Genomic DNA, 26436 nt, shown 5'->3' on the forward strand with positions numbered 1-26436 from the left:
CCAGGGGGGAACCACCGTGCGTCCGCCAGCAACACCGAAGGAGAGAGCCACGCCGGAGCCCACGCCCGCGCGCGACGGCGCCGACGCCCCCGGCAGCGGCCCCGAGACCGCCGGCCAGTCCTCCAGCCCTGCGTCCCAGGAGTCGTCCAGCCCCGCGCCCGAGCCCGTGACGGACCTGTCCGACCTCGCCCCGGTGTGGCCGGGGCGCCGTGCACTGGCCTGGCCCGGCCTCCCGCTGCTCGCCGCGCTCGCGCTCTGGGCGTACGCCGTGCGGCACACCGACGTCTCGCGGCTCGACGACTACGGCCTGGTCACCGCGCTGCACCCCGCCTTCTGGGCCGGGCTCGCGGTGCTCACCGCCGGTTTCTGGTGGACGGTCCGCGATCCGCGCAGGCCGGGCGCCTGGGCGGCGGCCTACGTCGTCGGCCTGCTCGTGATGGAGCGGGCCACCCAGGCGCTGGTCTACCCGACGCCGCTGTACGCCTGGGCGTGGAAGCACGACGCGGTCGTCGACCACCTGCTGAGCGCCGGCGGCCTGCAGACGGCCGACCAGGTCGGCGACATGGCGGTGTACGACCAGTGGCCGGGCTTCTTCGCCGCCCAGGCCGCCCTGGTGCGGCTGCTGGGCGTGGAGTCCGCCACGATGTTCATGGCCTGGTGGCCCCTGGCCTCCAGCCTGATGCTGCTGCTCCCGCTGCTGCTGATCTACCGCACCTTCACCGAGGACCGGCGGCTGATCTGGACGGCCGTCTGGCTCTTCTGCGTCGCCAACTGGGTCGGGCAGGACTACTTCTCGCCCCAGTCGGTGGCCTACGCGCTGCACGTGGGCGTCCTCGCGGTCGTCCTGCGCCGCTTCGGCCGGTCCGCGGTGCGGCGGGGGCGGCCCCGGCAGGCGGTGTGGACGGTGGTGATCACCGTCATGATCGTGGCGATCGTCATCTCCCACCAGCTCACGCCGGGCATGCTGGCCGTCTGCCTGCTCGCCCTGTGCCTCAGCCGCCGCCACCGCGACTGGGTCCCGGTGGTCACGACGGTGGTGATCTTCCTGGCCTGGTGCCTGACGGCCGCGCTGCCCTTCTTGTCCGCCGCGATGCCGGACATGATCCGCTCCGTCGGCGACATCGGCGCCAACGTCGAGACCGGCTACGGCACCACCCCGACCGGCACCGGAGCCGTCGCGACCTCCTGGGCGGCGCGGCTGCTGTCCGGCTCGGTCCTGCTGCTCGCGGCGCTCGGCGTGCTGCGCCGGCGGGCGCTGCGCCACCGCGCCCGGCCCCTGCTGCTGGTCGCGGCGGCCCCGCTGCCGATGGTCGCGGCGAGCAGCTACGGCAGCGAGATGATCTTCCGGGTGCTGCTGTTCATGCTGCCCGGAGCCGCCTTCTTCGCCGCCGCCGCGCTGCTGCCCGAGGTCCGCACACCGGCCGCCGACGCCACCGCCGGGGAGACGGGCGGCTTCCGGCCCGCCCCAGTACAGGGCCGCCGACGGGGGATCGCCACCTGGGTGCCCCTCGGCGCCCTGCTGCTCGGCACCCTGGCGTTCGTCCCGGCCTACTCCGGCAAGGACCGGATCAACTACTTCCCGCCCCAGGAGGTCGCACTCGTACGGCAGCTCCTCGACCAGGCGCCCGACGGCTCCCTCGTGGTGGCCGCCAACCGCAACTACCCGATGGCGTACGGCTCCTACGGCAGCATCGACCACTACTGGTTCCTCGACGACGCCCGCGGTCACGTCGACCGGATCGTCCGGAGCCCGGCCGCCACCCTCGCCGGCGACATGGCCGGGGTGGAGCGGCCGGCCCGGGCCTACTTCCTGCTCACCCAGGGGCAGATGGCCGACTCCGAGATGAACGGGCAGCTCACCGGAGCGCAGCTGGACCGCGTCCGCAGGTCTGTCGCCGCCTCGCCGCGGTTCCGCCTCGTGGCGGCCAACGACGCCGGATGGCTCTACGAACTCAGGCGTACGGGAGGAGCGGAGCGATGACACCGCAGGAACTCGTGGTCCGGATGCTGCCGCCGTTCGGCGGCTGGCTGGCGCTCGCCGCGCTCGCCCTGCCCGGCGGGTCACCGCTGCGGGGCGCGGCGGTCGTCGTCTTCCTGGCGGCCGGGCCGGGCGCCGCACTCGTCAGAGTGTGCGCCCCCGCGCTGGGGGCGCGGCCCGCCGAAGGGCCCGGCGAGCACCGCGACGCGGACTTCGCCCGCCGCTCCGACCTGCTGGAACGGCTGATGCTGACGCTGTTCCTGAGCATCGGCGCCGTGATGCTCGTGGCGACCGTCCTGATCGCCACGCACACCTTCAGCGCGCAGCGGGTGCTGCTGGCGCTGACCCTGCTGACCACACTCGCCGCGTTCTGCCCGCCGCTGCGCGCCTCCCCGCCGGCGGCGCCGCCGAGGACACCGAAGGGTTCCGTTCCGTGAGGTTCTCCCGTTCCGTGAGGTTCTCCCGTTCCGTGAGGTTCTCCCGTCCCCACCGTCCCTTCCGCCGCGACCCGCAGGGGCACGGCCGGCACCGCGGGAGGTCCCCGGAGGAGCGCCCGCCCGGCGGCCCCCCGGCGTCGGGCCGGCGCCGCCTGCTGCTCACGTCCGCGACGGTCGTCAGCGCGGTCCTGGTCGGCGCGCTCGCCCTGCGCGACGCCTCCGGACCCGCCCCGGGAGCCGCCGGCGCCCGGGCCGACTGCCGCCCCACGGCCCTGCTGGAACCGCCGTGCGGCGCCTGGTTCGGGGCGTTCGTGCCCCACGAGCGTCACGACCTGCCGGAGAGGGTGCGCGCCTACGAGAGGCGCGTGGGCCGCGCCCTCGACATCGTGTACACGTACCACGACATGTCCCTGCCCGAGGGCACCCGCCGCGAGGGCCAGCTGCTCACCCCGGAGGAGCGGCGCGTCGGCGAGGACCGGCTGCTGCTGCTCTCCTGGGAGAGCAAGTGGTGGGGCGGCACGAAAGCGCAGCAGCCGACCTGGCGGCAGATCGCGGCCGGGGAGCTGGACGAGACGGTCATCGACGTCCAGGCCCGGCGCATCAAGGACTACGGCAGGAAGGTGTTCCTCTCCTTCGACCTGGAGATGGACACCCGCACCCCGGCCAACGGCACCCCCGCCGAGTACGTGCGGGCCTACCGGCACATCCACGACCGGTTCCGCGCCCTGGGCGTCGACAACGTCGTGTGGACGTGGATCACCACCGGCTACCTCGACCACGCCGACGAGATCAAGGCGATGTACCCCGGTGACGACTACGTCGACTGGATCGCCTACAACCAGTACAACTACTACCGCTGCCACGACACCGGCTGGCGCAGCTTCGCGCAGACCCAGGACGCCGCGCACGCGTGGATCCGGAAGAACATCTCCGACGACAAGCCGCTGATGCTCTCGGAGTTCGGCACCGCCGCCGACCCGGCCCGTCCGCAGCGGCAGGGCGAGTGGTACGCGCAGGTGCCGCGCGTGCTCAAGGGCCTGGAGGGCGTCAAGGCCGCCCTGCAGTGGAACCACCGCGACCCGGGACCGCACTGCGACCTGGCCCTGGCGAACGACGCGGCCTGGAAGAGCCTCCGCGAGGCGGTCGCCGACCCGTACCTCAACCAGCCGCTCCGGTGACCCGGCGACCGGCCGTCCGCCCGACCCGGCGGCCGGGTCAGCCCGCGAACTCGGGCCCGCGCACCGCCGCACGGGCCCGCCGGTACCAGCGCCAGGCGATCGTCCTCGGCCCGTCCCGGTAGGGCGCGACCCGCGCACCCGTGCCCGCCAGCCAGCCCTCCACGTCACGGACGGTGTGGGAGCGCCGGACGATGAGCCGGGCGATGCGGTACCGCTCGTCCCGGCCGGAGCTGAGGGCGTGCCGGACGGCGGTCGCCGTCTCGTAGCCGGCCCGGGCCGACATGGCCCGCACGCGGGGGCTGTTGTAGCCGTGCGGATAGGCGAGATGCCGGACCTCGTGCCCGAGGGCGTCCTCCAGCACGGCCTTGGACATGCGCAGTTCGTACGCCAGGTCCTTGCCGGACAGGGTGTCGAGCTGGGCGTGCGTGACGGTGTGGCTGCCGATCTCCATGCCGGAACGTTCCAGCTCCGCCGCCGCGGCCAGCGTCATCATCGGGGCGGGCGGCAGCAGGCTGCGGCCGCCCGGGGCGAGGGCGCCGGTGGTGAGATACGCGGTGGCGGGCAGACCGCGCTCGGCCAGCGCCTCGGCGGTGGGACCGGGCAGGTCGGCGAACCCGTCGTCGAAGGTGAGCAGCACGGGCCGGGGCGGCAGAACGGCCCGCCCGGCCAGATGGTCGGCGACCGCACTGATCGTGACGGGCGTCCGCCCGCTGCGGACCACGGCGTCGAGATGCGCCGCGAACTGCCCCGGCGTGACGGTGAACTCGGCGATCCAGGAGGGCGGGTCGTCCGTCACGCAGTGGTACAGGAACACGGGGAGTGCGCCCGACACCCCGACTGCGCCGGGCGGCGGTGCCGGATCGTGTCGGTCTGGTGCGCTGAGCGGTGGTGCCGGATGCCGCCGTTCCGGTGCGCCTGGCGGCGCTGTCGTAGGCCGTCGGTCCGGTGTGCCGGGCGGCGGTGTCGGATCGCGCCGGTCTGGTGCGCCAGGAGGTGATGCCGGATCCCGCCCATCTCGTGCACAGGGCGGCGCTGCCAGATCCCGCCCCTCCGGCGCGCCCCGCGGCTCTGCCGGAACCCGACCGTCTGGGGCGTCCCACGACGTTGCCGACCCCCGATCGTCCGGTGCGCCGCCCCGCTGCGGTGCCGACCCCCGATCGTCCGGTGCGCCGCCCCGCTGCGGTGCCGACCCCCGACCGTCCGGTGCGCCGCCCCCCTGCGGTGCCGACGCCCGACCCTCCTGCGCACCCCGCGCACCCCGCGTGCCCTGCGCCCCCTGCGCATCCCGCGCATCCCTCGCGCCCCGCGTGCCCTGCGCATCCTGCGCATCCTGCGCATCCTGCGCACCCTGCGCACCCCCCGCACCCTGCGCCCCCCACGCCCCCCGCTCCGCCCCGCCTCTACCCTCCGTGCTCATCCCGCCCCCTCAACCGCCGCGCGCAGCGCCCGCCGCGCCTTCAGATAGCCGACCGGTCCGTACACCATTCCCCGGCGCTGCAAGCGCGACAGCCGCCGCGGCCAGGGGTGTGTCCGTGCGTCGTGATCACCCGGCGCGCCACCGCCGCCCGTGCCGTCGTCCGCCGTGCGGACGGCGGTCAGTGCCCGCGCGTGGGCCAGCCCCCGCGGCAGCCGCGCGAGGAACGCGGGCAGCAGCGCGGGCCGGTTCACCAGCACCGCCGTCAGATAGGCGGTGAGCCCGGCCCCGTAGCCGTACGCCTGGGTCTCCAGGTCGCGCCAGGTCTCGCGGTGGTGGTGCCAGACCAGGGCGTACGGGGTGTAGTGCAGCCGGTGGCCCTCGGCCAGGACCCGGACGAAGCCGTAGAGGTCGTCGCCGCCCCGGGCGGCCGTCCCGGCACCGGTGGCCGGGTCGAAACCGCCGACGGCACGCAGCACCGCCGTGCGGAACGCCATGTTCGCGCCGGAGCCGAACCGCCCCGCCGTGAACGGGAACAGCGGCTCGTCGACCGGCGGGCGCGCCGGGTCGTACGTCCTTGGAGTGAAGCCTTTCGCGAAGCCGCCGTGGCTCTCCAGCAGCACCTGGGCCGGGGTGGTGAGCCGCGCGGGCAGGATCAGCCCGGTGCAGCACCCCAGGCCGGGGTCGGCGGCGAAGGGCGCGGTCAGCTCGGTCAGCCAGCGCGGATCGGCGATCACGTCGTCGTCGGTGAAGGCGACCACCTCGCCGCGCACCGCCTCCAGCCCGGCGTTGTGGGCGGCCGCGAGCCCCGGAACAGGCTCGCGGACGTACCGCACGCGCTCGGCGTACTTCCGCTCGACCAGCTCCCGCGTCCCGCTCGTCACGGGCGCGTTGTCCACCACGACGATCTCGCACCGCGGATGGTCCTGCGCCAGCAGCGAGTCCAGCGCCCGGGCCAGCTGCCCGGCCCGCTCCCGGGTGGCCACGACGACACTGGCGTACGGCGGCTCCCCCGGCGCACCGGTCTGCGCGTCGGCGCACTCCGCCCGCGCCCGCGCCTCCAGCACGATCCGCGGATCCGCCCCTTCCGGCACCCGCCCCAGCAGCGTGCCCACCGGGCGGCCATGCCGTCTGACCAGCACGAACACCTCTCCGTGCGTCACGGGCGGGCTCCCCGGGCCCGGTCTGAGCACCCCCTGGTCACCGTCGAGGTCCAGCTCGGCGACCTGCACCGCCCCGATGTCCAGGAACCGCCGGATCTCCTCGCGCGCACGCGCCGCACCGGCCATGCGCCCTCCCCCCCACTCGTGTGTCAGGTACGGCGCAGCCGGGCCGCGCCCTTCAGGGTCCGCGCGGCCAGCGACGCGAGCCGCGGCCGGCCACGGACGAAGCTGTGCGCGCGGCGCGCCGGCTCGCGGCTCAGCCAGTGCAGCGCCGCGCCCGCCCCCGGCCGCGTCACCGCGCCCTCGTACACGGGCAGTTCGCCCGTCCGCAGCGCGTCCTTGTACTCAGCGGCGCCCCGCCCCAGGTCGAGCGTGCCGACGCCCTCGGCGGCCGCGGCCTCGGCCATGCGCAGATGCAGCACCAGACCCGGCGAGTACTTCGAGAACTCCGGGTCGTACGCCGGGAACCAGCAGGCCAGCACCGATGCCGAGCGCAGCCCGAAGTGCGCGGCGACCGGCCGCTCCCCGGCGTACAGCACGGACAGCGTGCCGCTGCACTCCGGTGCCCGGGTCCGCGACAGCCGCCCGACGAGCCGGGTGATCCACTCCTGGGCGAAGCGGTCCCGGCGGCCCGTCCTGCGGTACTGCGCCGACTTCCACGCCATGAGCGTGCGCAGCGCGGCCGGGTCCCGCTCGTCGAACACGAACCGCACCGCGCCGACCTGCCGCCCCAGCCGGCGTTCCTTGGCCAGGGTGGTCTTCAGGAACTTCGGCGACCGGGCGCGCAGCACCGACTCGTAGGTCTCGTAGCCCTTCTCGACGTCGACGAGGAAGGTCGCGTGCTCCTCCGCCGCGTGCCGGACGAACAGCCGCTGCCCGGCCTCCAGGTTGTCGAAGGCGAAGCTCGACAGCGAGCAGGCCCGCAGCAGCTCGCCGGTCTCCAGGTCCAGGTCAGGCCGCAGGATCGCGCCCTGCGCGTCCGAGACGCCGAGCCCGATCGCCCGGCCCTGCCCCAACGGGCCCCGCTCGTACGGCAGGAAACCGGCCGGCTCCCGCCCCTCGTACACCACCGCGATCCGGGCGCGCGGCCTCACCAGACCGACGGCCGCGGTGAACTCCGGTTCCATGAAGGGGTTGCGCGGCGCCCCCGAGGCCGCGCGCAGCGCACGCCAGCGCTCCTTCTCCCCCTCGCCGAGCTCACCGGGCCCGGCCACACGAATGCGCCCACTGCTCAACCCGACCCCCCCGATCAAGTCCCCCCTGGACTCTTGGAAGGTACCGCCCGGGACGCCCTCACGGGTAGGTAGCGGACCATGTTGCTGCCAACCGGTGCAGAGGGGCCTTCAACCGGGCAATCGGTGTGCACCGTGCGATGAAACGTACGCGCCCACTGTCCGTATTCTCTGATCATGGCCGCACCCATCGCATATTCACTCATCGCCACCGACCTGGACGGAACGCTGCTGCGCGGCGACGACACCCTGTCCGACCGGTCCCTCGCCGCGCTCGCGCGGGTGGCGGACGCCGGTGCCCAGCACCTCGTGGTGACGGGCCGGCCGGCGCCCAGAGTGCGACCGCTCCTGGACGACCTCGGCGCCCGGGGGCTCGCGGTGTGCGGGCAGGGCGCGCAGGTGTACGACGCCGGCGCGAACCGGCTGCTGTGGTCCGTCACGCTGGACCGGGAACTGGCCGAGACCGCGCTCGGCAAGATCGAGGCGGAGGTGGGGGAGGTGTACGCGGCGGTCGACCAGGACGGGGTCGACGGGCTCACCCTGATCGAGCCGGGCTATCTCATGCCCCACCCGACCCTGCCCGCGGTACGGGTCGAGCGGCGCGACGAGCTGTGGGCCGAACCCATCAGCAAGGTGCTGCTGCGCCACCCCCGGCTGTCGGACGACGAACTGGCGGCGACGGCCCGCTCGGTGGTCGGCTCGCTGGCGACCGTGACGATGTCGGGGCCCGGCACGGTCGAGCTCCAGCCGTGCGGTGTCACGAAGGCGACGGGCCTGGCACTGGCCGCCGAGCACCTGGGTCTGCGGCCGGCCGACACCATCGCCTTCGGGGACATGCCCAACGACATCCCGATGTTCGACTGGGCCGCCCACGGCGTCGCGATGGCCAACGCCCATCCCGAACTCAAGGCCGTGGCCGACGAGATCACCCTGTCGAACGAGGACGACGGCATCGCCGTCGTCCTCGAGCGACTGCTGGGCGGTGCGGATCAGTACGGGCCGTTGACGTTGTCGATCGAGCCGTAGCGGTCGGCCGCGTAGTTGCAGGCTGCGGTGATGTTGGCGACCGGGTCGTACGGGTCGTACGGGGTGCCCTCGACGTGGTAGGCGGCGAAGGTCGGGTCGATCACCTGCAGCAGGCCCTTGGAGGGGGTGCCCTTGGCGGCGTTGGAGTCCCAGTTGTTGATCGCCTGCGGGTTGCCGGACGACTCGCGCATCACGTTGCGGTGGATGCCTTCGTAGGAGCCCGGGATGCCCTTCTGCGCCATGATGTCGAGCGCCTCGCGGATCCATCCGTCGAGGTTGTTCGCGTAGGTCTTGGCGGAGGCCTGGGTGGCCTGGGCGGCGCCGCCGGCGGGCTTGGCGGCCGGCTTCGCCGGGGCGGACGACGGGGTCGCCTTCTTCGCGGCGGGGGCCTTCACCGTCTTGACCTTCAGCTTCAGACCCGGGTGGATCAGCTTCGGGTCGTCGCCGACGGTGGCGCGGTTGTCCTTGTAGAGCTGCTTCCAGCCGCCCGAGACGTCGTACTTGTCCGCGATGCGGTAGAGCGAGTCGCCCTTGGCCACGGTGTGGGTGAGCGACTTGGCGGGCTGGGCGGCCTGGGGAACGGACCGCACGGCGGCGCTCTGGGGTTCGGCGGCGACGGCGTGCGTCGCGCCGAGGAGCGGCAGGGTCAGTGCCGCTCCGCCGGTGCCGACGGCGATGACACGGCGGGTGATCGGGTTCGTTCCGGTGCGACGGTGCTTACCTCGTGCGGGCATGGCGATGTTCCTCTCCGGCGCCTGCGAGGTGAGCTGTCGGGTTCGGGCCGGAAGATGCCCGGCCGCGCAGGGAGCTGTCGTTCCGTGCGCGGCTTCACCCCGAGCCGTTCCGCTGTGCGGACCGGCGACTTACCTGGGTCCCCCGCTCCTGCCCTGCGTGAGTGGTCGGTTCTGTGGGGTATCCGGGCGGGGGCAGGATTCGGCGTCCGCTCGGACAGGGCCGGAACGTATGCGAGAGCACATGTCGGGAACAAGCAGCGGCGTCACATATCGCGCCTGTTGACCTTGGTCGGGGGGTATGGGGGTGCTTGATCCTTTGCGGTTGCCAAGGCTCAACTGGCTTTCGGTGGACGGGGGTACGGGCCGGTGCCGGGGTGGGGCCGCCGGAGGGCGGAAGTGATTCAATTCACTGATCACGTTCCGGGGCGCAATGCTCCGCAAAGGGAATTTGCTCTATTCACACGGCAAATCGCATATCACCCACCACGTCATGGAAAGTGGATAAATGTCTGTTCTTATGAGCTGATCGGGAGCATGGCGGTCGTGATCGGATACCGCCCGGCCTGTAACCCCGGGCGCTGGCGGTGATCGAAACGTGACCGGATACGCTGACTCGAGTGAGGGCAGCGACCTATCGACAATCCGCGTAATCACCGGCAGACACAGCAGACAGGAGACCCCTCGTGACCGACGTCGGGCCGTTCGGGCTGAGCGTGCGGGACCAGGCTCTGGAAGCCGACGTCCAGGCCGGGCTGACGGCTGTCGAGGAAGGCTTGCTCGAGGCCACCAAGAGCGAGGTGCCCTTCATCACGGAGGCCGCCCAGCACCTGGTGCGCGCCGGCGGCAAGCGGTTCCGGCCGCTGCTGGTGATGCTCTCGGCCCAGTTCGGCGCCGACCGCCACGCACCCGGCATCGTGCCGTCGGCCGTCGTCGTGGAGCTGACCCACCTGGCCACGCTCTACCACGACGACGTGATGGACGAGGCCACCGTGCGCCGCGGGGTGGACAGCGCCAACACGCGCTGGGGCAACTCCGTCGCGGTCCTCACCGGCGACTTCCTCTTCGCGCGCGCCTCGCACATCCTGGCCGACCTCGGCCCGGAGGCGGTGCGCGTGCAGGCCGAGGCGTTCGAGCGGCTGGTGACCGGGCAGATCCTGGAGACCGCCGGACCGCAGGACGGCCGCGACCCCGTCGAGCACTACCTGGACGTGCTGGGCGGCAAGACCGGCTCGCTGGTCGCCGTCTCGTGCCGCTTCGGCGCGATGATGTCCGGCGCCGCCGACACGGTCGTGGACGTGCTCACCCAGTACGGCGAGCGGCTCGGCGTCGCCTTCCAGCTCGCCGACGACGTCCTGGACATCGCCTCCGACTCCCACGAGTCCGGCAAGACGCCCGGCACCGACCTGCGCGAGGGCATCCCGACGCTGCCGGTGCTGCGGCTGCGCGAGCGGGCCGCCCGGCTCGGTCTCGCGGACGACCTCGCCCTGTGCGAGCTGCTGGACTCCGACCTCACCGACGACGCCCGGCACGCCGAGGCCCTGCGCCTGCTGCGCGCCCACCCGGCGCTGGAGCAGGCCCGGCGGGACACCGTCCGCTACGCCCAGGAGGCCCGCTCGGCGCTGGCACCGCTGCCCGAGTGCGCCGCGAAGACGGCCCTGGTGGAACTGTCCGACGCCGTGGTGCACCGCGCCGGCTAGCCGCCGTCCCTCCTCACGACCCCTACGGGTCGGGGGAGATGCAGCCCTGTCGTGTCATACCGCAGCAGTACGCGGAGTTGAGCCCGCGGTCTGACGTATCTCCCTGGCCGATTTGGTCAGATGGAGACCACGGAAAACACCACTCCTCACCTGTTCGGGTGAGAATGGCGGCTCAGGGACGAGTGCGAGGACGACACGGACAGCCGCCGCCGACACGGAGGTAGGGCACACATGGCACCGCACGCATCCGACGACAGCACGACCGCCGGGGAGGCCGAGGAGCGGCGCTCCGCGCGCCGCAAGGCCGCCCGGTACGTCGTCCCGGTCACGGTGATGGGGGTGGCGGCGGCGACGATCGGGCTGGTCCCCGCACTCGCCGACTCCGGCGACCCCGACCTTCCGAAGATCACCGCCGAGCAGCTCATCGAGAAGATCGCCCAGTCGGACGTGGAGCAGCTGTCCGGCACGGTGAAGATCAGCACGGACCTCGGCCTGCCGAACCTCGGCGGTCTGGAGTCGAGCCTGCTGTCCGGCGCGGCGGGCGGGGGCGAGGGCGGCTCCTCCGCCGACCCGACGGCCAAGCTCACGGAACTGGCCTCCGGCACGCACACCCTGCGCGTCGCGGCCGACGGCCCGGACCGGCAGAAGCTGTCGCTGCTGGAGAACGCCGCCGAGTACAGCCTCATCCACAACGGCAAGGACGTCTGGGCCTACGACAGCGAGTCCAACGAGGTCTTCCACAGCACCGGTCACGACAGCCCGAAGCACCACAAGGGGCAGCCGCCGGCCACCCCGAAGGACTTCGCCAAGGAGGCCCTCAAGGCCGTCGACGACACGACGTCCGTGACCGTGGACGGCACCGCCCGCGTCGCCGACCGGGACGCCTACAAGCTGGTCATCGAGCCCAAGCAGTCCGGTTCGACGGTCGGCGCGGTCACGGTGGCCGTGGACGCGAAGACGGGCATGCCGCTGAAGTTCACGCTGACCCCGGCGAGCGGCGGCGCGGCCGTCGTCGACGCGGGCTTCACGCAGGTGAGCTTCGCCGAGCCGGCCGCCTCCACCTTCGACTTCACCCCGCCCGCGGGCGCGAAGGTCACCGAGGAGAAGGACGCGGCCAAGCACGCCGGGAAGCACGCCGACAAGCACGCGGGGAAGGACTTCGAGAAGGGCTTCGGCAAGGGCGACGCGCCCCGGCACACCCCGGGAGCCGGGGCGGGCCACGGCGAGGGCCCCGACGGCATGAAGACCATCGGCGAGGGCTGGAACGCCATCGCGACCTTCGACACCGGCGGCGAGGGCATCCCCTCGGGCGAGGGCGGCGGCGACCTCGGCGGCTTCATGGACTCGCTCGGCGACAAGGTCGACGGCGAGTTCGGCTCGGGCACGGTCTTCTCGACCCGCCTGGTCAACGCCCTGGTCACCGACGACGGCAAGGTCTACGTGGGCATGGTCACCAAGGACGCGCTCGTGAAGGCGGCCGACGCCGGGAAGTAAGTCCCCTGCCGCGCGGGGGCGTCGGGCCCGGGCCGGCGCGGGACGCCGAGAGAACGAGGAAGCCGATGGGCGAACCGTCCGTCACACCACCGGAGCGGGAGGGCGCGGGTGCCGCGGCCGGGGAACCGGTCATCGCCACCCGCGCGCTCACCAAGCGCTACCGCGGCGGACAGCTCGCCGTCGACGGTCTGGACCTGACCGTCCCGGCGGGCAGCGTCTTCGGCTTCCTCGGCCCCAACGGCTCGGGCAAGACCACCACCATCCGCATGCTGATGGGCCTCGTCGAACCCACCTCCGGCACGGCGCGGGTCCTCGGGCAGCCCATGCCCCGGGCCACCCGCGCCGTGCTGCCGCACGTCGGCGCCCTCATCGAGGGCCCGGCCCTCTACGGCTTCCTCTCCGGCCGCGACAACCTGATCCGCTACGACTGCGCCGACCCGGCAGCCGATCCGCGCACCCGCCGCGCCCGGGTCGCCGCCGCCCTGGACCGGGTGGGCCTGACGGCCGCCGCCGGCAAGAAGGCCAAGGCGTACTCGCTGGGCATGAAACAGCGCCTGGGCCTGGCCGCCGCGCTGCTGCGGCCGCGCAGGCTGCTGGTCCTCGACGAGCCGACCAACGGCCTCGACCCGCAGGGCATGCGCGAGATCCGCGCCCTGGTCCGCGCCCTCGCCTCGGACGGCACGACCGTCTTCCTCTCCTCCCACCTGCTCGACGAGATCGAGCAGGTCTGCACGCACGCGGCCGTGATGGCCCAGGGCCGGCTGATCACCCAGGGCCCGGTCGCCGAGCTGGCCGCCGGGGCACGCGGCCGGCTGGTGGTGAGCACGCCGGATACGGCGGAGGCGGCCCGGGTGCTGAAGGAGCAGGGAGTCGCCGACGTCGTCGTCACGGACGACCGGGTGACCGGCGAACCCCCGGAGCGGGACCTCGCCGACGTGAACGCCGCACTGGTCACGGCCGGGGTGCGGGTGCGGGGCTTCGCTGTCGAACGGGCCTCGCTGGAGGACGCGTTCGTGGCGCTGACGGGGGAGGGTTTCGATGTCGCGGGCTGAAGCCGCCGCGGACGTACGGCCGGTGAGCCGGCTGTGGACCTTCGGGCTGCTGCGCAACGAACTCGTCACCACCTTCCGGCGCTGGCGCACCCTCGCGCTGCTGGCCGTGCTGGCGGGTGTGCCGGTCCTCATCGGGATCGCCGTCCGGATCGAGACGGGTGACGGTGCGTCGCCCGGCGGGGGAGGCGGCGGAGGACCGGCCTTCATCTCGCAGATCACCAACAACGGCCTGTTCCTGGTCTTCACCGCCCTGGCCGCCACGCTGCCGTTCTTCCTGCCGATGGCCGTCGGGGTCGTCGCGGGCGACGCGATCGCCGGGGAGGCAGGCGCCGGCACCCTGCGCTATCTGCTGGCGGCTCCGGCCGGCCGCAGCCGGCTGCTGCTCACCAAGTACGCGACCGTCGTCCTCTTCTGCCTGGCCGCCACACTCGTGGTCGCCGTCTCGGCCCTGGCCACCGGCGCGCTGCTGTTCCCCCTGGGCGATCTGACGACCATCTCCGGAACGCGGATCGGTTTCGCCGAGGGCCTGGGCAGAGCCCTGCTGATCGCCCTGGCCGTCGCCGCGTCACTGATCGGCGTCGCGGCCCTCGGCCTGTTCGTCTCGACCCTCACCGGCAGCGGCATCGCGGCGATGGCGACCACGGTCGGGCTGCTGATCACGGTCCAGATCCTCGACCAGATCTCGCAACTGGACGCCCTGCGGCCCTACTTCTTCTCCCACTACTGGCTGTCCTTCGCCGACCTCATGCGCGAGCCGGTCCACTGGGACGACCTGGCGAAGAACCTCGGCCTGCAGGCCCTGTACGCCGCCGTGTTCGGCTCGGCCGCCTGGGCGCGCTTCACGGCGAAGGACGTCACCGCCTAGTCCTGCCGCTCGTACGGGAACCGGGCGAGCGGCGCCTGCCGTGCGAAGAACGTCTTGGCGCGGGCCAGGGCCTCGGTGTCGTTCAGCACGTCCCCTGGCTTGCTGCCGTTGCCGAGCAGCACCCCGCCGAAGCGCATGCCCAGGTACGCCGCCGAGTTGCTGAGCGTGCCGACCAGCGGGTCGGCGACCACCTCCTCGGGGTGCGCGAGCGCGGTGACGCCCCACAGGGTGCGTCCGGCCAGGGTGGACTTGAAGTCGACTCCGGGCGTGCGCAGCCAGCCGGACCAGTGGTCCAGGTAGCGCTTGGTCTGCGCGGAGACCGAGTACCAGTACAGGGGCGAGGCGATCACGATGTCCGTCGCCGCGAGCGTGGCGTCGAGCAGCAGGGCCGTGTTGCCCTCGGTCGGGCGGACGTGGTCGCTGTCGTGGCGCAGGTCCTCGAAGTCCGGGAGCGGGTGCTCGGTGAGGTCGATCCACTGCTGTGCGACGTCCGGGGGCAGTTGCTCGGCGGCCCGGCGGGCCAGCAGTTCGGTGTTGCCGTCGGCGCGGGCGCTGCCCAGGACGAAGAGGAAGCGGCGGGTCATGGGGGTCCCCCTTGAGATCGGCGTGCGCTGCTGACAGTCGATTGCATTCACCTGCATCATATGTGCATGCATCTAAAAGCGGAAGGGCGGGAAGGAGGGGGCGGGAAGGGAAGGGCGGGAAGGGGAGGTGGCACTCAGGGGCGGGCGGGCAGAGCGTCAGTCCTCTCCCCGCTCCTCCGCCGCCCGTGCCGCCGCCAGCAGCAGCCCCTCGCCGCCGTGCCGCGCCACCAGCTGCAACCCGGCCGGGCTGCCGTCGGCGCCGAAGCCCGCCGGGAGGCTCAATGCCGGATGCCCGCTGAGGTTGAACGCCCAGGTCAGGGAGGTGGAGTAGCGGTCACCCGGGCCCTCGTGGCCGTGCGGTGCGGTGGGGACGGTCGGCGTCAGCAGCAGCTCGGCGCCGGCGAACAGCTCCGTCAGCCGCCGGTCGTTCTCCGCCCGGACCCGCCGCGCTTCCGCCTGATCGGCACCGGGCGTGCGCAGGGCGAGCCAGGCCGGCCCGGGATCCAGGAGCCGCAACGGCACCCGCGGCCGGACGAGCCGTACGACCCCCGCCGCCACGAGCCGTTCCACCGCGGCCCGGGCGAGCGCCACCGGCTCCGGGTCGGGCCCGGCGAAACCGAGGTCGGGGGACCAGACGGCCCTGACGGGAAGCGGCGTCCGCGCCGGTACCGGCTCCCGCGCCACCGCCTGCCACCAGCCCGCCGCGTCCGACGCGGAGCGGGCGAGCACACCGGGCACGGCAAGTCCCGTACGGTCGGCGGACGGCAGCCGTCCGACCGTGGTCTTCAGCCCGAGGACCCCGCACCACGCCGCCGGGATCCGCACCGATCCGGCGCCGTCGCCGCCCGTCGCCAGCGGCACGAGACCGGCCGCCACCGCGACCGCCGCCCCGGCCGACGAGCCGCCCGGCGTACGGTCGGGCCGCCACGGGTTGACGGTCCGCCCGCGGGCGCCGAGCCCCCAGGTCTGCCAGGGCGTCCCCGGCCCCGGCACGGAGGTCGCGCCCACCGCGACACAGCCGGCGGCCAGCAGCGGACCGGCGGCGCGCAGCCCGCTCCGCCCCTTCACGGCGACCGGCACCCCGGCGAGCGGCAGCGCTCCGCTGTCCCCGGGCGCACCCCCGCGGCGCCGGTCGAGCAGCGTGTCCAGCTCATCCGCCCGCCGCAGCGCCCGCTCGTGCCACACCTCGACGAACGCGCACAGCTCCGGATCGGCCCGGTCGATCCGCTCCAGCGCCGCCGCGACCACGTCGGCCGCGCGCAGTTCCCGGGCCCGTACGCCCGCCGCGATGCGCCCGGCCGGCAGGGGCGGGGCCGTCAGCGCGCCGCCCCCGTCAGGCGGGCCAGGTCGGCCGTCTCGCGCGGGGGGTGACCCGCCTCGCCGAGCCGCCAGGCCGGCACCCACGGCACGCGGTACACGTCGATGACCGACTCCAGGGACCTGACCCGCTGCGCGAGCGGGCGCGGCAGCCGGCCGGGCGCGTCCGCCACGAGGACGACGGCGTCGAGGTCCAGCCCCGGCGGGGCCTGCCCGCGCCGGAACACCTCCACCGCGCCGGCGACCGAGTCGAGCCCCGCCGCGTGGGTCCGCGCGACCAGCAGCACCGACCGGGGATCGGCGGGCCCGGGCCAGGCGCGGCCGCTGTCATGACCGCCGTAGACCGCCGCGAGCGTGGAGACGCCCGCGCCGCCGTGTGTGCCGACCCAGGAGAAACGCCGTGCCGCGCGGTCGCGGGCGGGCACCGGCGGTCCGGGCTCGGTGGTCACCGGGCCGCGGAGCCAGATCTCCGGTCCCGGTCGCATGCCTGTCTGCATGCCCTTCTCCTCCCTCGTACGGCCGGTCCTCATGCCTCGCGGAACGACCCGTGCCGGGGCCCGGGCCGTTGGGACGAGCCTGTGACACCGCGGTGACGTGAGAAACGAGGGCGAGCGGACACACTCGACCATAGGTGTACGACGCCGAGTGAGGGGACGATGGCTCGACTCAGCCGCGAGAAGAAGCGGGAACAGAAACAGGCCGCACACGCGGCGGCCCCGGCGGCGCCGATCGACGTCCACGTCCCCGCGGCCGGGCCGGAGCCGGGAACGGGGCCGGGAACGGGGCCGGGGGGCGTGAACGACGGCGCGACGGTCGGCGGCGTCCCGGTCTTCGCGGCCCCCGGCGAGGAGATCCAGCGCGCCGTCCTCGACCGCCTCCACCACATCGCCCTGGCCACCGGCCGCCCCGTCCTCGCGACGGTCCACGACGAGCGCATCGGCTACGTCGTCCCGCTCCGCGTCGACCCGGACGGGTCCAGCCACTTCACGTCCGAGCCGGTCCGCACGGGCCCGGCGGAGCCGGAGCGGCCCCAGGGCGACAGGGCCACGCACGTCCTGCGCCCCGCGACCGAGCCGGCTCGCGAGACCGCCCTGACGTTCCCGCTGCGGGCGGTACCGGAGGAGCAGGCGGCGGACGAGCCGGTACCGACGTTCGAGCTGCGAGCCGTCCCCGACGCGCCCCACCCGGAACCGCCCCACCCGGAACCGGCCCACCCGGAACCGGAGGGCACCCGGCCCGCCTCTCCCGGGCCGGTTGTGTCTCCTGGTGCGGCCACACCTCCCGGTGCAGCCGTCCCTCCCGGTACGGCCACACCCCCCGGTACGGTCGCGCCTCCCACCGGTGAGTTCGGCCCGCCTCCGCCCATGGACGCGAGGCCGCTCCCCGCTCCCGGGACCGGCCCCGGGCCCGTGCCGGACACCGGCCCGGTTCCGCACCCGCCGACCGATGCCCGGCCGGGGACGCACGCCGGGCCAGGGTCCCGACCGGCCGCGCACGCCACGACCGATGCCCACCCGGCCGCGCAGGCCCCGACCGATCCCCACCCGGCCGCGCACGCCACGACCGATGCCCACCCGGCCGCGCAGGCCACGAGCGATGCCCACCCAGGCACGCACGCCCGACCCGACGCCGGTCCGGCGCCTCACGCGGCAGCCGATGTCCGCCCCCGGCCGCTCCCGGACGCCACCCGGCGTACCGGGGGCGGGCGGGAGCCCGGTCGCGGGCCCGTTCCGGAAGCCGCTCTGCTCGCCGCCGACCCGGACCCCAAGCCCACCCCCGCCCGCGGCTTCGACGCCGTCGCGGAGGCCGTGCTCGGGGACGACCCCGGCGCCCCGGGCGGTCCGGCCACGCCGGCGTTCCTCGCGGAGCCGGTCGCGCGGATCAACCAGGCCGTGAAGGAGGGCCGGATCGAGGCGGCCGCCTCACTGGCGGACCAGACCGTCGCGCAGGCGTCGGGGGCGCTGGGGCCGGAGCACCCCGAGGTGCTCCGGCTGGGCGAACTGACCGCCTACATCGCCTACTTGGCCGGTGAGCCGCTGCGCGCCTTCCAGCTGTCGATCGACCTGGCCGGTGCCCGCCGCCGTGCCGGTGACGCCGAGGGCGCCTACGGCAACGTGCGCAGCGCGGCCACCGCCTGGCGGGCGGTCCGCGACCCTGCGCTCGGGCTGCGGCTGGGGCGCGACCTGATCGGCCTGTGGACCGAGTTGGCCGCCGGGGAGGGCCCCGCCGCCGAGGAGATCGAGGAGCTGGAGTCGGCCCGGGCGCGCATGGGCCGTCTCACCGAACGCGCCCGCAACGCGTAGGCGGAGTAGGGAAGTTACTGGGACAGCTCCCACACCGCGTACGCGAGGGCGTCGCTGTTGCGGTCGAGGGCGGTGTCGTTGATGTTGGCGGTGGTGTCGCAGGAGGAGTGGTAGCAGCGGTCGAAGGACTGCCCCGCCGTACCGCCCCACTTGGCCGCCTGCGCCGCCGTCTTCGTCCGGCTCGCCCCGGTGAACAGCCCACCCACCGGTACGCCCGCGCTCTTGAAGGGCGCGTGGTCGGAGCGGCCGTCGCCCTCGGTCTCGATCTCCGTGGGCACGCCGATGCCGCTGAAGTACGTCTTGAAGGTCTTCTCGATCGCCGGGTCGTCGTCGTAGACGAAGTAGCCGGGGTTCGGGGAGCCGATCATGTCGAAGTTCAGGTAGGCGCTGATCCGTGAACGGTCCGCGGAGGCCAGCCGGTTGACGTAGAAGCGGGAGCCGACCAGGCCGAGTTCCTCCGCGCCCCACCAGGCGAACCGCAGGTGCTTCGCGGGCTTGTACTGCGCGCGGGACACGGCGAGCGCGGTCTCCAGGACGGCGGACGAGCCGGAGCCGTTGTCGTTGATGCCGGGCCCGGAGGAGACGCTGTCGAGGTGGGCGCCGGCCATCACGACCTGGTTCGCGTCGCCGCCGGGCCAGTCGGCGATCAGGTTGTAGCCGGTGCGGCCGGAGGCGGTGAACTGCTGGACGCTCGTGGTGTATCCGGCCGCGTCCAGCTTGGCCTTGAGGTAGTCGAGCGAGGCCTTGTAGCCGGTGCGGCCGTGCGCGCGGTTGCCGCCGTTGGCGTTGGCTATGGACTGCAGCTGGGTCAGGTGGGCCTTGACGCCCGCCAGGGGTATGTCCGGCGCGGCGGCCACTCCGGTGGGAGCGGAGGATGTGGCGTCCGCCACGGCACCGCCGGTCAGGAGCATGGCTGTTGCCATGCCGCCCGCGGCGACGGCGCGCGCGGAAACGGAGAGCTTCATGTGGGGGCTCCGAATTCCGTCGGGTGGCCCGTGGGGTGTCCACGGGCAGCCCACAGTGCATGGGGTGCCTGGATGGTGAAGGTGGTACTGACTTTGCGTCAAGACCTGTATCAGGACACGCCGTTGCCGCTCGGGACCGTCCGCCGGCCCGCCGTCACTGGACGCAGAACTCGTTGCCCTCCGGGTCCGCCATGACCACCCACTCCCCGCCCGGCTCCGCCACCCGCCGCAGCACGCTCGCCCCGAGCCTCTCCAGCCGGGCGACCTCCTCCTCGCGCCGCCCCTGCCCCGGGTGCAGATCGAGGTGCAGCCGGTTCTTCGCCGTCTTCGCCTCCGGCACCCGCTGGAACAGCAGCCGCCGCCCCAGCCCCGTCCCGCTGTCCTGCTCGAAGGGGTCCTCGGGGTGCCGTACGGCCACCAGGTCGCGGAAGGCGAGGCGGCCGTGGAACTCGGCGGTGAGCTCCGCCGGCAGGGCACCGGCCGCGAGCAGCTTCTCGATGAGCGCGCTGTTGTCCTCGGTCACGTAGTGGAGGGCGGCGGCCCAGAAGTCGGCCTGTGCGTGCGGGTCGCCGGCGTCGATGACGACCTTGAAGTGCACGGGGGCGGGTGAGTCCGGGGTCGATGTCATGTAACCACTTATAGTGGTTAGGTGAGTGGACGCGCAGGAGAATCGCCGGGCCGGGCACCCGGACTGACGCTGGTCTCGTCCCAGGGCAAGCCCTACCGCTTCGACCCCGGCGCCCTCTGCCTGGAGTTGCTGACGACCGGCGGGCCCGGCGCCTACGCGCGCTGGGAGGTACTGCACGAGCCGGCGGACCTGATCGCCTGGACCGTGCGCAGCCGTCTGCCGGACGGGCTGGACCTCACCGTCTCCGCGGGGGAACTGGAGCGGGTGCGCGCCCTGCGGGACGCCCTGTTCCCGCTCGCCGCCGCCCGCGCCCACGGCCGCCCGCTGCCCGCCGCGCACCTGGACGTCGTGAACGCCGCCGCGGCCGGGCTCCCGCTCGCGGCCCGTATCGCACCGGACGGCAGCCGCGCCTGGGCCCCGGCCCAGACGGGCTCCCGGCTGCTCGCCACGGTCGCCCGGGACGCGGTCGACCTGTTCACGGGCCCGCACGCCCACCGCGTCCGCGAGTGCGGCGCCCACAACTGCCATCTGCTGTTCGTCGACACCTCACGGCCGGGCCGCCGCCGCTGGTGCTCGATGGAGCACTGCGGCAACCGCGAGAAGGTCCGCGCGCACCGGGCCCGCCAGGCACCGGCGGGGCCGTAGCCGTAGCCGCAGCCGCAGCCGTCTCCGCGTCACCGTCGGCGACCCGAGGGCCGTGGTCCGCTCCCCGTGAGCGATGCCGCCGCCGCGACCGCGGTCTACGGCCTGGTCTCGACCGGGTCCGCTCCGGCGGTCACGCTGTCGGCCTCCCTTGCGGCGGGGTCCGTGCCGGTCGTCGCGGTGGCGGGAGGCGCGTTCCTGCCGGTGGCGAGCGCGCGGGCGGTCCGGCGCGCGGTGCGCAGCGCGTCCCAGGTGAGCAGCGTGAGCGCCAGCCACACCAGCGCGAACCCGGCCCAGCGCTCCGGCGGCATCTCCTCGTGGAAGTAGAGGATGCCGAGCAGGAACTGGAAGACGGGCGTCATGTACTGCAGCAGACCGATGGTGGACAGGGGCACGCGGATGGCGGCCGCGCCGAAGCAGACCAGGGGGAGGGCGGTGACGATCCCGGCCGAGGCCAGCAGGGCCGCGTGGCCCGCGCCCTCGGTGGTGAAGGTGGAGTCGCCCCGGGCGCTCAGCCACGCCAGGAAGGCGAGCGCGGGCAGGAACTGGATCGCGGTCTCGGCGGCGAGCGACTCCACGCCGCCGAGGTTCACCTTCTTCTTCACCAGGCCGTACGTGGCGAACGAGAAGGCGAGGCAGAGGGAGATCCACGGGGGCCGGCCGTAGCCGACGGTCAGGACGACGACCGCGGCGCAGCCGGTCCCGACCGCCGCCCACTGCACCGGCCGCAGCCGCTCCTTCAGCAGCAGCACACCGATGGCGATGGTGACCAGCGGGTTGATGAAGTAGCCGAGCGAGGCCTCGACGACGTGCCCGGAGTTCACGGACCAGATGTACAGGCCCCAGTTCAGGGTGATGACCGCGGCGGCGAGCGTGATCAGCCCCAGCTTGCGGGGCTGGCGCAGCAGCTCGCCGGCCCAGGCCCAGCGGCGCAGCACCAGCAGGGCGGCGCCGACGAAGAGCAGGGACCACACCATCCGGTGGGCCAGGATCTCGGTGGCGCCGGCGGGCTTCAGCAGGGGCCAGAACAGGGGCACCAGGCCCCACATCCCGTAGGCCGCGAAGCCGTTCAGCAGTCCTATGTGCCGCTCACCCCTCGGCTTGCGCGTCACGGGCCCCTCCTTCGCGCCTTGCATCGGTCCGCGGGGACGACGGTAACGCCGAGCGCCCCCGGCTGTCATGCCCGTATCGGCATACGGTCATGACAGTCCGGGGGCGCTCGGCGTCGAAAGGGCTTTTGCCTGCTCCGGCCGGGGGCGTCAGTCCTCGAGCGCGGCGGCGACGGCCTCGGCGAGCGGCGTGGTCGGGCGGCCGATCAGGCGGGACAGGTCGCCGGTGGGGACGACCAGCTCGCCCTTCTCGATGGAGGCGTCGACGCCCGCGAGCATCCGCGCGAACGGCTCGGGCAGGCCCGCGCCGGTCAGGATGCCGGTCAGCGCCTCGAGGGAGACGGCCTGGTAGGTGATCTGCCCGCCGGTCTGCCGGCTCAGCTCGGCGGCGTACTCGGCGAAGCTCCAGGCGGTGTCGCCGCCCAGCTCGTACACCCTGTTCTCGTGCCCCTCGCCGGTCAGCACGGCGACGGCGGCAGCGGCGTAGTCGGCGCGGGAGGCGGAGGAGACCCTGCCCTCGCCGGCCGCGGCGACGACCGCGCCGTGCTCCAGCACCGGGGCGAGGTTCTCGGTGTAGTTCTCGTGGTACCAGCCGTTGCGCAGCAGGACGTGGGGCACGCCGGAGTCCCGCAGGAGCGCCTCGGTGCCGCGGTGGTCGTCCGCCAGCGCGGCGGTCAGGGTGCCGGGGGCGCTGGTGTAGGCGAGCAGGGCGGCACCCGCGGCGCGGGCCGCGTCGATCACGACCTTGTGCTGCCGCACCCGCCCCTTGTCGAACTCGGTGCCCGAGATCAGCAGCACCTTGTCCCCGGCGGAGAGCAGGCCGTCGAAGGAGGCGGGGGTGTTGTAGTCGGCCACGGCGATCCGCACCCCGCGGTCAGCGAGGTCGGCGGCCTTCTCCGCGCTGCGCACCACCGCGGTGATCTGCTCGGCGGGAACCTTGTCCAGCAGCTGCTCCACGACGTGACGGCCGAGGTGTCCGGTGGCTCCGGTGACGACGATGCTCATGATGACGACTCTCCTTGTGGGGTTCGATGGCACTAACCCTAGGAGGGGCGCTAACTCTTGGAAAGTACCCACTTTGAAGTAAGGTACTGGCATGACAGTAAGTGCCAGTGAGGCGCGATGCCCGTACCGGCTCGTCCTGGAGCACGTCACCAGCCGCTGGGGCGTGCTCGTCCTGATGGAGCTCCTCGACCGCCCCCACCGCTTCAGCGAGCTGCGCCGGGCGATCGACGGGTACGAGGGCCGCGGCGTCAGCGAGAAGATGCTCGCCCAGACGCTCCAGATCTTGGAGCGCGACGGACTGGTCCACCGCGACGCCAAGCCCGTCATCCCGCCGCGCGTCGACTACTCCCTCACCGACCTGGGCCGCGAGGCCGCCGTCCAGGTCCGCTCCCTCGCCCGGTGGACGCGCCGGCGCCTGGACGACGTGGAGCGGGCGCGCCGGGCGTACGACGAGGCCCGGGCCGCCTCCTAGCGGTCCCGGGCCCCGGTGTCGTTCCCCGCGCGGCTCAGCCGACGACCGTCCAGGTGTCGCCGCCCGCCAGCAGCGCCGCCAGGTCGCCCTTGCCGTGCTGCTCGATCGCCTGGTCCAGCTGGTCGGCCATCTGCGTGTCGTAGACCGGCCGCTCCACCGAGCGCAGCACCCCGATCGGGGTGTGGTGCAGGGTGTCCGGGTCGGCGAGCCGGGACAGCGCGAACGCCGTGGTCGGCGACGGGGAGTGCGCGTCGTGGACGAGCACCTGGCCCTCGTTCTCCGGCGTCACCGCGACCACCTTCAGATCGCCGGTCTGCGGGTCCCGTACGACGCCCTTGGCCTGGTCGGCGCCGAAGCGGATCGGCTTGCCGTGCTCCAGCCGGATCACGGCCTCCTCGGCCTGCTGCTTGTCCTTCAGGGCGTCGAAGGCGCCGTCGTTGAAGATGTTGCAGTTCTGGTAGATCTCGATCAGCGCCGTGCCCTGGTGGGCGGAGGCCTGGCGCAGCACCTCCGTCAGGTGCTTGCGGTCGGAGTCCACCGTCCGCGCCACGAACGACGCCTCGGCGCCGATCGCCAGCGACACCGGGTTGAACGGCGCGTCCAGCGAGCCCATCGGCGTCGACTTGGTGATCTTCCCGACCTCGGAGGTGGGGGAGTACTGGCCCTTGGTCAGGCCGTAGATCCGGTTGTTGAACAGCAGGATCTTGAGGTTCACGTTGCGGCGCAGCGCGTGGATCAGGTGGTTGCCGCCGATGGACAGCGCGTCGCCGTCACCGGTGACGACCCACACCGACAGATCCCGGCGCGAGGACGCCAGGCCGGTGGCGATGGCGGGGGCGCGGCCGTGGATGGAGTGCATCCCGTAGGTGTTCATGTAGTACGGGAAGCGGGAGGAGCAGCCGATGCCCGAGACGAAGACGATGTTCTCCTTCGCCAGCCCCAGCTCGGGCATGAAGCCCTGCACCGCCGCGAGGATGGCGTAGTCGCCGCATCCGGGGCACCAGCGCACTTCCTGGTCGGACTTGAAGTCCTTCATCGACTGCCTGCCCTCGGCCTTGGGGACCAGGGACAGCGCCTCGACGGTGCGGGTGCCGGTCGTGGACGTCTCAGCCATCGATGGCCTCCTTCAGCGCCGCGGCGAGCTGCTCCGCCTTGAACGGCATGCCGTTGACCTGGTTGTAGGAGTGGGCGTCGACCAGGTACTTCGCCCGGATCAGGGTGGCGAGCTGCCCGAGGTTCATCTCGGGGATCACCACCTTGTCGTAACGCTCCAGCACCGCGCCCAGATTCCGCGGGAAGGGATTGAGGTGGCGCAGATGCGCCTGCGCGATGGACTCCCCGTCCCGGCGCAGCCGCCGCACCGCCGCCGTGATCGGCCCGTACGTCGAACCCCAGCCGAGGACCAGCGTCCGGGCACTGTCCGGGTCGTCCACCTCGACGTCCGGCACCTCGATGCCGTCGACCTTCGCCTGCCGGGTGCGCACCATGAAGTCGTGGTTGGCCGGGGCGTAGGAGATGTTGCCCGTGCCGTCCTCCTTCTCGATGCCGCCGATCCGGTGCTCCAGACCCGGCGTGCCCGGGACCGCCCACGGACGGGCCAGCGTCTGCGGGTCCCGCTTGTACGGCCAGAACACCTCGGAACCGTCGTCGAGCGTGTGGTTCGGGCCCTGCGCGAACTGCACCCGCAGATCGGGCAGCTCGTCCAGCTCCGGGATCCGCCAGGGCTCGGAGCCGTTGGCGAGGTAGCCGTCGGAGAGCAGGAACACCGGCGTGCGGTACGTCAGCGCGATCCGCGCCGCCTCCAGCGCCGCGTCGAAGCAGTCCGCCGGAGTGCGGGGCGCGACCACCGGCACCGGCGCCTCGCCGTTGCGGCCGTACATCGCCTGCAGCAGGTCCGCCTGCTCGGTCTTGGTCGGCAGACCGGTGGACGGGCCGCCGCGCTGGATGTCCACGACCAGCAGCGGCAGCTCAAGAGACACCGCCAGGCCGATCGTCTCGGACTTCAGCGCCACACCCGGGCCGCTCGTCGTGGTCACGGCCAGCGAACCGCCGAACGCGGCGCCCAGCGCCGCCCCGATCCCGGCGATCTCGTCCTCCGCCTGGAAGGTCCGCACACCGAAGTTCTTGTGCTTGCTCAGCTCGTGCAGGATGTCCGACGCCGGAGTGATCGGGTAGGACCCCAGATACAGCGGCAGATCCGCCTGCCGGCTCGCCGCGACCAGCCCGTACGACAGGGCCAGGTTGCCGGAGATGTTGCGGTAGACGCCCGGTGGGAACGCCGTGGCCGCCGGGGCGACCTCGTAGGAGACCGCGAAGTCCTCGGTCGTCTCGCCGAAGTTCCAGCCGGCCCGGAACGCGGCGATGTTGGCCGCCGCGATGTCGGGCTTCCTGGCGAACTTCGACTTCAGGAACTTCTCCGTGCCCTCCGTGGGCCGGTGGTACATCCAGCTCAGCAGGCCCAGCGCGAACATGTTCTTGCTGCGCTCGGCCTCCTTCCGGGTGAGGTCGAACTCCTTGAGCGCCTCCACGGTCAGCGTGGTCAGCGGCACCGGGTGCACGTGGTAGCCGTCCAGCGACCCGTCCTCCAGCGGGGACGTCTCGTAGCCGACCTTCTGCATGGCCCGCTTGGTGAACTCGTCCGTGTTGACGATCACCTCCGCACCGCGCGGGAGGTCGCCGATGTTCGCCTTCAGCGCGGCCGGGTTCATCGCCACCAGCACGTTCGGCGCGTCACCGGGCGTGAGGATGTCGTGGTCGGCGAAGTGCAGCTGGAAGGACGACACACCCGGCAGGGTCCCGGCGGGCGCCCGGATCTCGGCAGGGAAGTTCGGCAGCGTCGACAGGTCGTTGCCGAACGACGCGGTCTCCGAGGTGAAACGGTCACCGGTGAGCTGCATGCCGTCACCCGAGTCCCCCGCGAACCTGATGATCACCCGGTCGAGGCGCCGGACGTCCTTCCCGCCCGCCGCTGTGCGCTGCTCTCCTGCGACTGCTCCGTCGGCCTGCTCCGCTGGGCTACTGACCTGGCTGGTCACTGAACTGGACCTCCTTCGAGGCGGCTGTCCCGGACAGGCCTTCCCGTAGGCCTCCCTGGATCAACCCTACGACCGTAAGGATCGCCTTCCCTGAGTCATTCGCATC

At 73.3% G+C, this 26436-nt stretch carries 24 protein-coding genes and 1 riboswitch; of the genes, 11 read left to right on the forward strand and 13 right to left on the reverse strand.

The features are described from left to right. The first annotated feature begins 16 nt into the window (after window positions 1-16). From ABZY20_RS19910 to ABZY20_RS19920, 3 genes are read left to right on the forward strand one after another with little or no spacing between them, the layout of a single operon-like run. Window positions 17-1981: a glycosyltransferase gene (locus ABZY20_RS19910; RefSeq protein WP_356442836.1), complete on the forward strand. Its 1965-nt coding sequence runs from the start codon at window positions 17-19 to the stop codon at window positions 1979-1981. After that, complete coding sequence (locus ABZY20_RS19915; RefSeq protein ID WP_356442837.1) at window positions 1978-2415, forward strand: hypothetical protein; 438 nt, start codon at window positions 1978-1980, stop codon at window positions 2413-2415. Before ABZY20_RS19910 ends, ABZY20_RS19915 begins: the two co-directional genes overlap by 4 nt. Before the next feature lie 32 nt (window positions 2416-2447). Beyond that, complete coding sequence (locus ABZY20_RS19920) at window positions 2448-3593, forward strand: glycosyl hydrolase (protein ID WP_356442838.1); 1146 nt, start codon at window positions 2448-2450, stop codon at window positions 3591-3593. Window positions 3594-3630: 37 nt separating this feature from the next. Here the strand turns inward: ABZY20_RS19920 and ABZY20_RS19925 are convergent, their stop codons facing one another. The 3 genes from ABZY20_RS19925 to ABZY20_RS19935 form a co-directional block, all read right to left on the reverse strand. Beyond that, window positions 3631-4407 (reverse strand): polysaccharide deacetylase family protein, encoded by a 777-nt coding sequence (locus ABZY20_RS19925; protein ID WP_356442839.1) that lies wholly within the window; start codon window positions 4405-4407, stop codon window positions 3631-3633. Window positions 4408-5006: 599 nt separating this feature from the next. Beyond that, the gene (locus ABZY20_RS19930) at window positions 5007-6296 is read right to left on the reverse strand and encodes a glycosyltransferase (protein ID WP_356442840.1); all 1290 of its coding nucleotides are present in this window, start codon (window positions 6294-6296) and stop codon (window positions 5007-5009) included. Window positions 6297-6319: 23 nt separating this feature from the next. After that, the gene (locus tag ABZY20_RS19935) at window positions 6320-7405 is read right to left on the reverse strand and encodes a GNAT family N-acetyltransferase (RefSeq protein WP_356442841.1); all 1086 of its coding nucleotides are present in this window, start codon (window positions 7403-7405) and stop codon (window positions 6320-6322) included. A gap of 174 nt (window positions 7406-7579) precedes the next feature. Between ABZY20_RS19935 and ABZY20_RS19940 the strand changes: the two genes are divergently transcribed. After that, a complete protein-coding gene (locus ABZY20_RS19940; protein WP_356442842.1) occupies window positions 7580-8428 on the forward strand; it encodes an HAD family hydrolase in 849 nt (282 codons plus the stop codon). Here the strand turns inward: ABZY20_RS19940 and ABZY20_RS19945 are convergent. After that, window positions 8392-9162, reverse strand: a complete 771-nt coding sequence (locus ABZY20_RS19945) for a LysM peptidoglycan-binding domain-containing protein (RefSeq protein ID WP_356442843.1) — start codon at window positions 9160-9162, stop codon at window positions 8392-8394. The genes ABZY20_RS19940 and ABZY20_RS19945 overlap by 37 nt on opposite strands. A gap of 3 nt (window positions 9163-9165) precedes the next feature. Then, window positions 9166-9340, reverse strand: a riboswitch (cyclic di-AMP (ydaO/yuaA leader). A gap of 505 nt (window positions 9341-9845) precedes the next feature. On the opposite strand from ABZY20_RS19945, the gene ABZY20_RS19950 reads away from it, so the two are divergent. The 4 genes from ABZY20_RS19950 to ABZY20_RS19965 all read left to right on the forward strand — a co-directional run bounded on the left by ABZY20_RS19950 (window position 9846) and on the right by ABZY20_RS19965 (window position 14270). Further along, entirely contained in the window at window positions 9846-10859 is a 1014-nt protein-coding gene (locus tag ABZY20_RS19950) for a polyprenyl synthetase family protein (protein WP_356442844.1), read from the forward strand. A 231-nt stretch (window positions 10860-11090) separates the two neighbouring features. After that, window positions 11091-12353 (forward strand): sigma-E factor regulatory protein RseB domain-containing protein, encoded by a 1263-nt coding sequence (locus ABZY20_RS19955; protein WP_356442845.1) that lies wholly within the window; start codon window positions 11091-11093, stop codon window positions 12351-12353. 65 nt (window positions 12354-12418) lie between these two features. Continuing rightward, on the forward strand, window positions 12419-13405 hold the full coding sequence (locus ABZY20_RS19960) for an ABC transporter ATP-binding protein (protein WP_356442846.1): 987 nt from the start codon (window positions 12419-12421) through the stop codon (window positions 13403-13405). After that, the gene (locus tag ABZY20_RS19965) at window positions 13392-14270 is read left to right on the forward strand and encodes an ABC transporter permease (protein ID WP_356442847.1); all 879 of its coding nucleotides are present in this window, start codon (window positions 13392-13394) and stop codon (window positions 14268-14270) included. Before ABZY20_RS19960 ends, ABZY20_RS19965 begins: the two co-directional genes overlap by 14 nt. On the opposite strand, the gene ABZY20_RS19970 is transcribed toward ABZY20_RS19965, so the two are convergent. The 3 genes from ABZY20_RS19970 to ABZY20_RS19980 all read right to left on the reverse strand — a co-directional run bounded on the left by ABZY20_RS19970 (window position 14267) and on the right by ABZY20_RS19980 (window position 16668). Continuing rightward, complete coding sequence (locus ABZY20_RS19970; RefSeq protein ID WP_356442848.1) at window positions 14267-14854, reverse strand: NAD(P)H-dependent oxidoreductase; 588 nt, start codon at window positions 14852-14854, stop codon at window positions 14267-14269. The genes ABZY20_RS19965 and ABZY20_RS19970 overlap by 4 nt on opposite strands. Before the next feature lie 156 nt (window positions 14855-15010). Then, window positions 15011-16102, reverse strand: a complete 1092-nt coding sequence (locus ABZY20_RS19975; protein ID WP_356442849.1) for an amidase — start codon at window positions 16100-16102, stop codon at window positions 15011-15013. Between the two features lie 68 nt (window positions 16103-16170). Further along, window positions 16171-16668 (reverse strand): DUF6668 family protein, encoded by a 498-nt coding sequence (locus ABZY20_RS19980; RefSeq protein WP_356442850.1) that lies wholly within the window; start codon window positions 16666-16668, stop codon window positions 16171-16173. A 159-nt stretch (window positions 16669-16827) separates the two neighbouring features. Between ABZY20_RS19980 and ABZY20_RS19985 the strand changes: the two genes are divergently transcribed. Beyond that, complete coding sequence (locus ABZY20_RS19985; protein WP_356442851.1) at window positions 16828-18474, forward strand: tetratricopeptide repeat protein; 1647 nt, start codon at window positions 16828-16830, stop codon at window positions 18472-18474. A 14-nt stretch (window positions 18475-18488) separates the two neighbouring features. On the opposite strand, the gene ABZY20_RS19990 is transcribed toward ABZY20_RS19985, so the two are convergent. Together ABZY20_RS19990 and ABZY20_RS19995 are read right to left on the reverse strand one after the other, a co-directional pair. Further along, window positions 18489-19439 (reverse strand): M28 family metallopeptidase, encoded by a 951-nt coding sequence (locus tag ABZY20_RS19990; protein WP_356442852.1) that lies wholly within the window; start codon window positions 19437-19439, stop codon window positions 18489-18491. A 154-nt stretch (window positions 19440-19593) separates the two neighbouring features. Beyond that, entirely contained in the window at window positions 19594-20067 is a 474-nt protein-coding gene (locus ABZY20_RS19995) for a VOC family protein (RefSeq protein WP_356442853.1), read from the reverse strand. Between the two features lie 21 nt (window positions 20068-20088). Here ABZY20_RS19995 and ABZY20_RS20000 point away from each other — a divergent pair, with 21 nt between their 5' ends. Continuing rightward, window positions 20089-20712: a CGNR zinc finger domain-containing protein gene (locus ABZY20_RS20000; RefSeq protein ID WP_356442854.1), complete on the forward strand. Its 624-nt coding sequence runs from the start codon at window positions 20089-20091 to the stop codon at window positions 20710-20712. Window positions 20713-20807: 95 nt separating this feature from the next. Here the strand turns inward: ABZY20_RS20000 and rarD are convergent, their stop codons facing one another. Both rarD and ABZY20_RS20010 read right to left on the reverse strand, forming a co-directional pair. Continuing rightward, on the reverse strand, window positions 20808-21845 hold the full coding sequence (gene rarD, locus ABZY20_RS20005; protein WP_356442855.1) for an EamA family transporter RarD: 1038 nt from the start codon (window positions 21843-21845) through the stop codon (window positions 20808-20810). A gap of 123 nt (window positions 21846-21968) precedes the next feature. After that, window positions 21969-22823 (reverse strand): NAD(P)H-binding protein, encoded by an 855-nt coding sequence (locus ABZY20_RS20010; protein ID WP_356442856.1) that lies wholly within the window; start codon window positions 22821-22823, stop codon window positions 21969-21971. Between the two features lie 91 nt (window positions 22824-22914). On the opposite strand from ABZY20_RS20010, the gene ABZY20_RS20015 reads away from it, so the two are divergent. Further along, window positions 22915-23295, forward strand: a complete 381-nt coding sequence (locus ABZY20_RS20015; protein WP_356442857.1) for a helix-turn-helix domain-containing protein — start codon at window positions 22915-22917, stop codon at window positions 23293-23295. Between the two features lie 34 nt (window positions 23296-23329). On the opposite strand, the gene ABZY20_RS20020 is transcribed toward ABZY20_RS20015, so the two are convergent. Both ABZY20_RS20020 and ABZY20_RS20025 read right to left on the reverse strand, forming a co-directional pair. After that, window positions 23330-24409, reverse strand: a complete 1080-nt coding sequence (locus ABZY20_RS20020) for a 2-oxoacid:ferredoxin oxidoreductase subunit beta (RefSeq protein ID WP_356442858.1) — start codon at window positions 24407-24409, stop codon at window positions 23330-23332. Further along, entirely contained in the window at window positions 24402-26330 is a 1929-nt protein-coding gene (locus ABZY20_RS20025) for a 2-oxoacid:acceptor oxidoreductase subunit alpha (RefSeq protein ID WP_356442859.1), read from the reverse strand. The genes ABZY20_RS20020 and ABZY20_RS20025 overlap by 8 nt, the downstream gene beginning before the upstream one ends. Between the last annotated feature and the right edge of the window lie 106 nt (window positions 26331-26436).

This window comes from Streptomyces sp. NPDC006624, assembly GCF_040611555.1.
GTDB lineage: Bacteria > Actinomycetota > Actinomycetes > Streptomycetales > Streptomycetaceae > Streptomyces.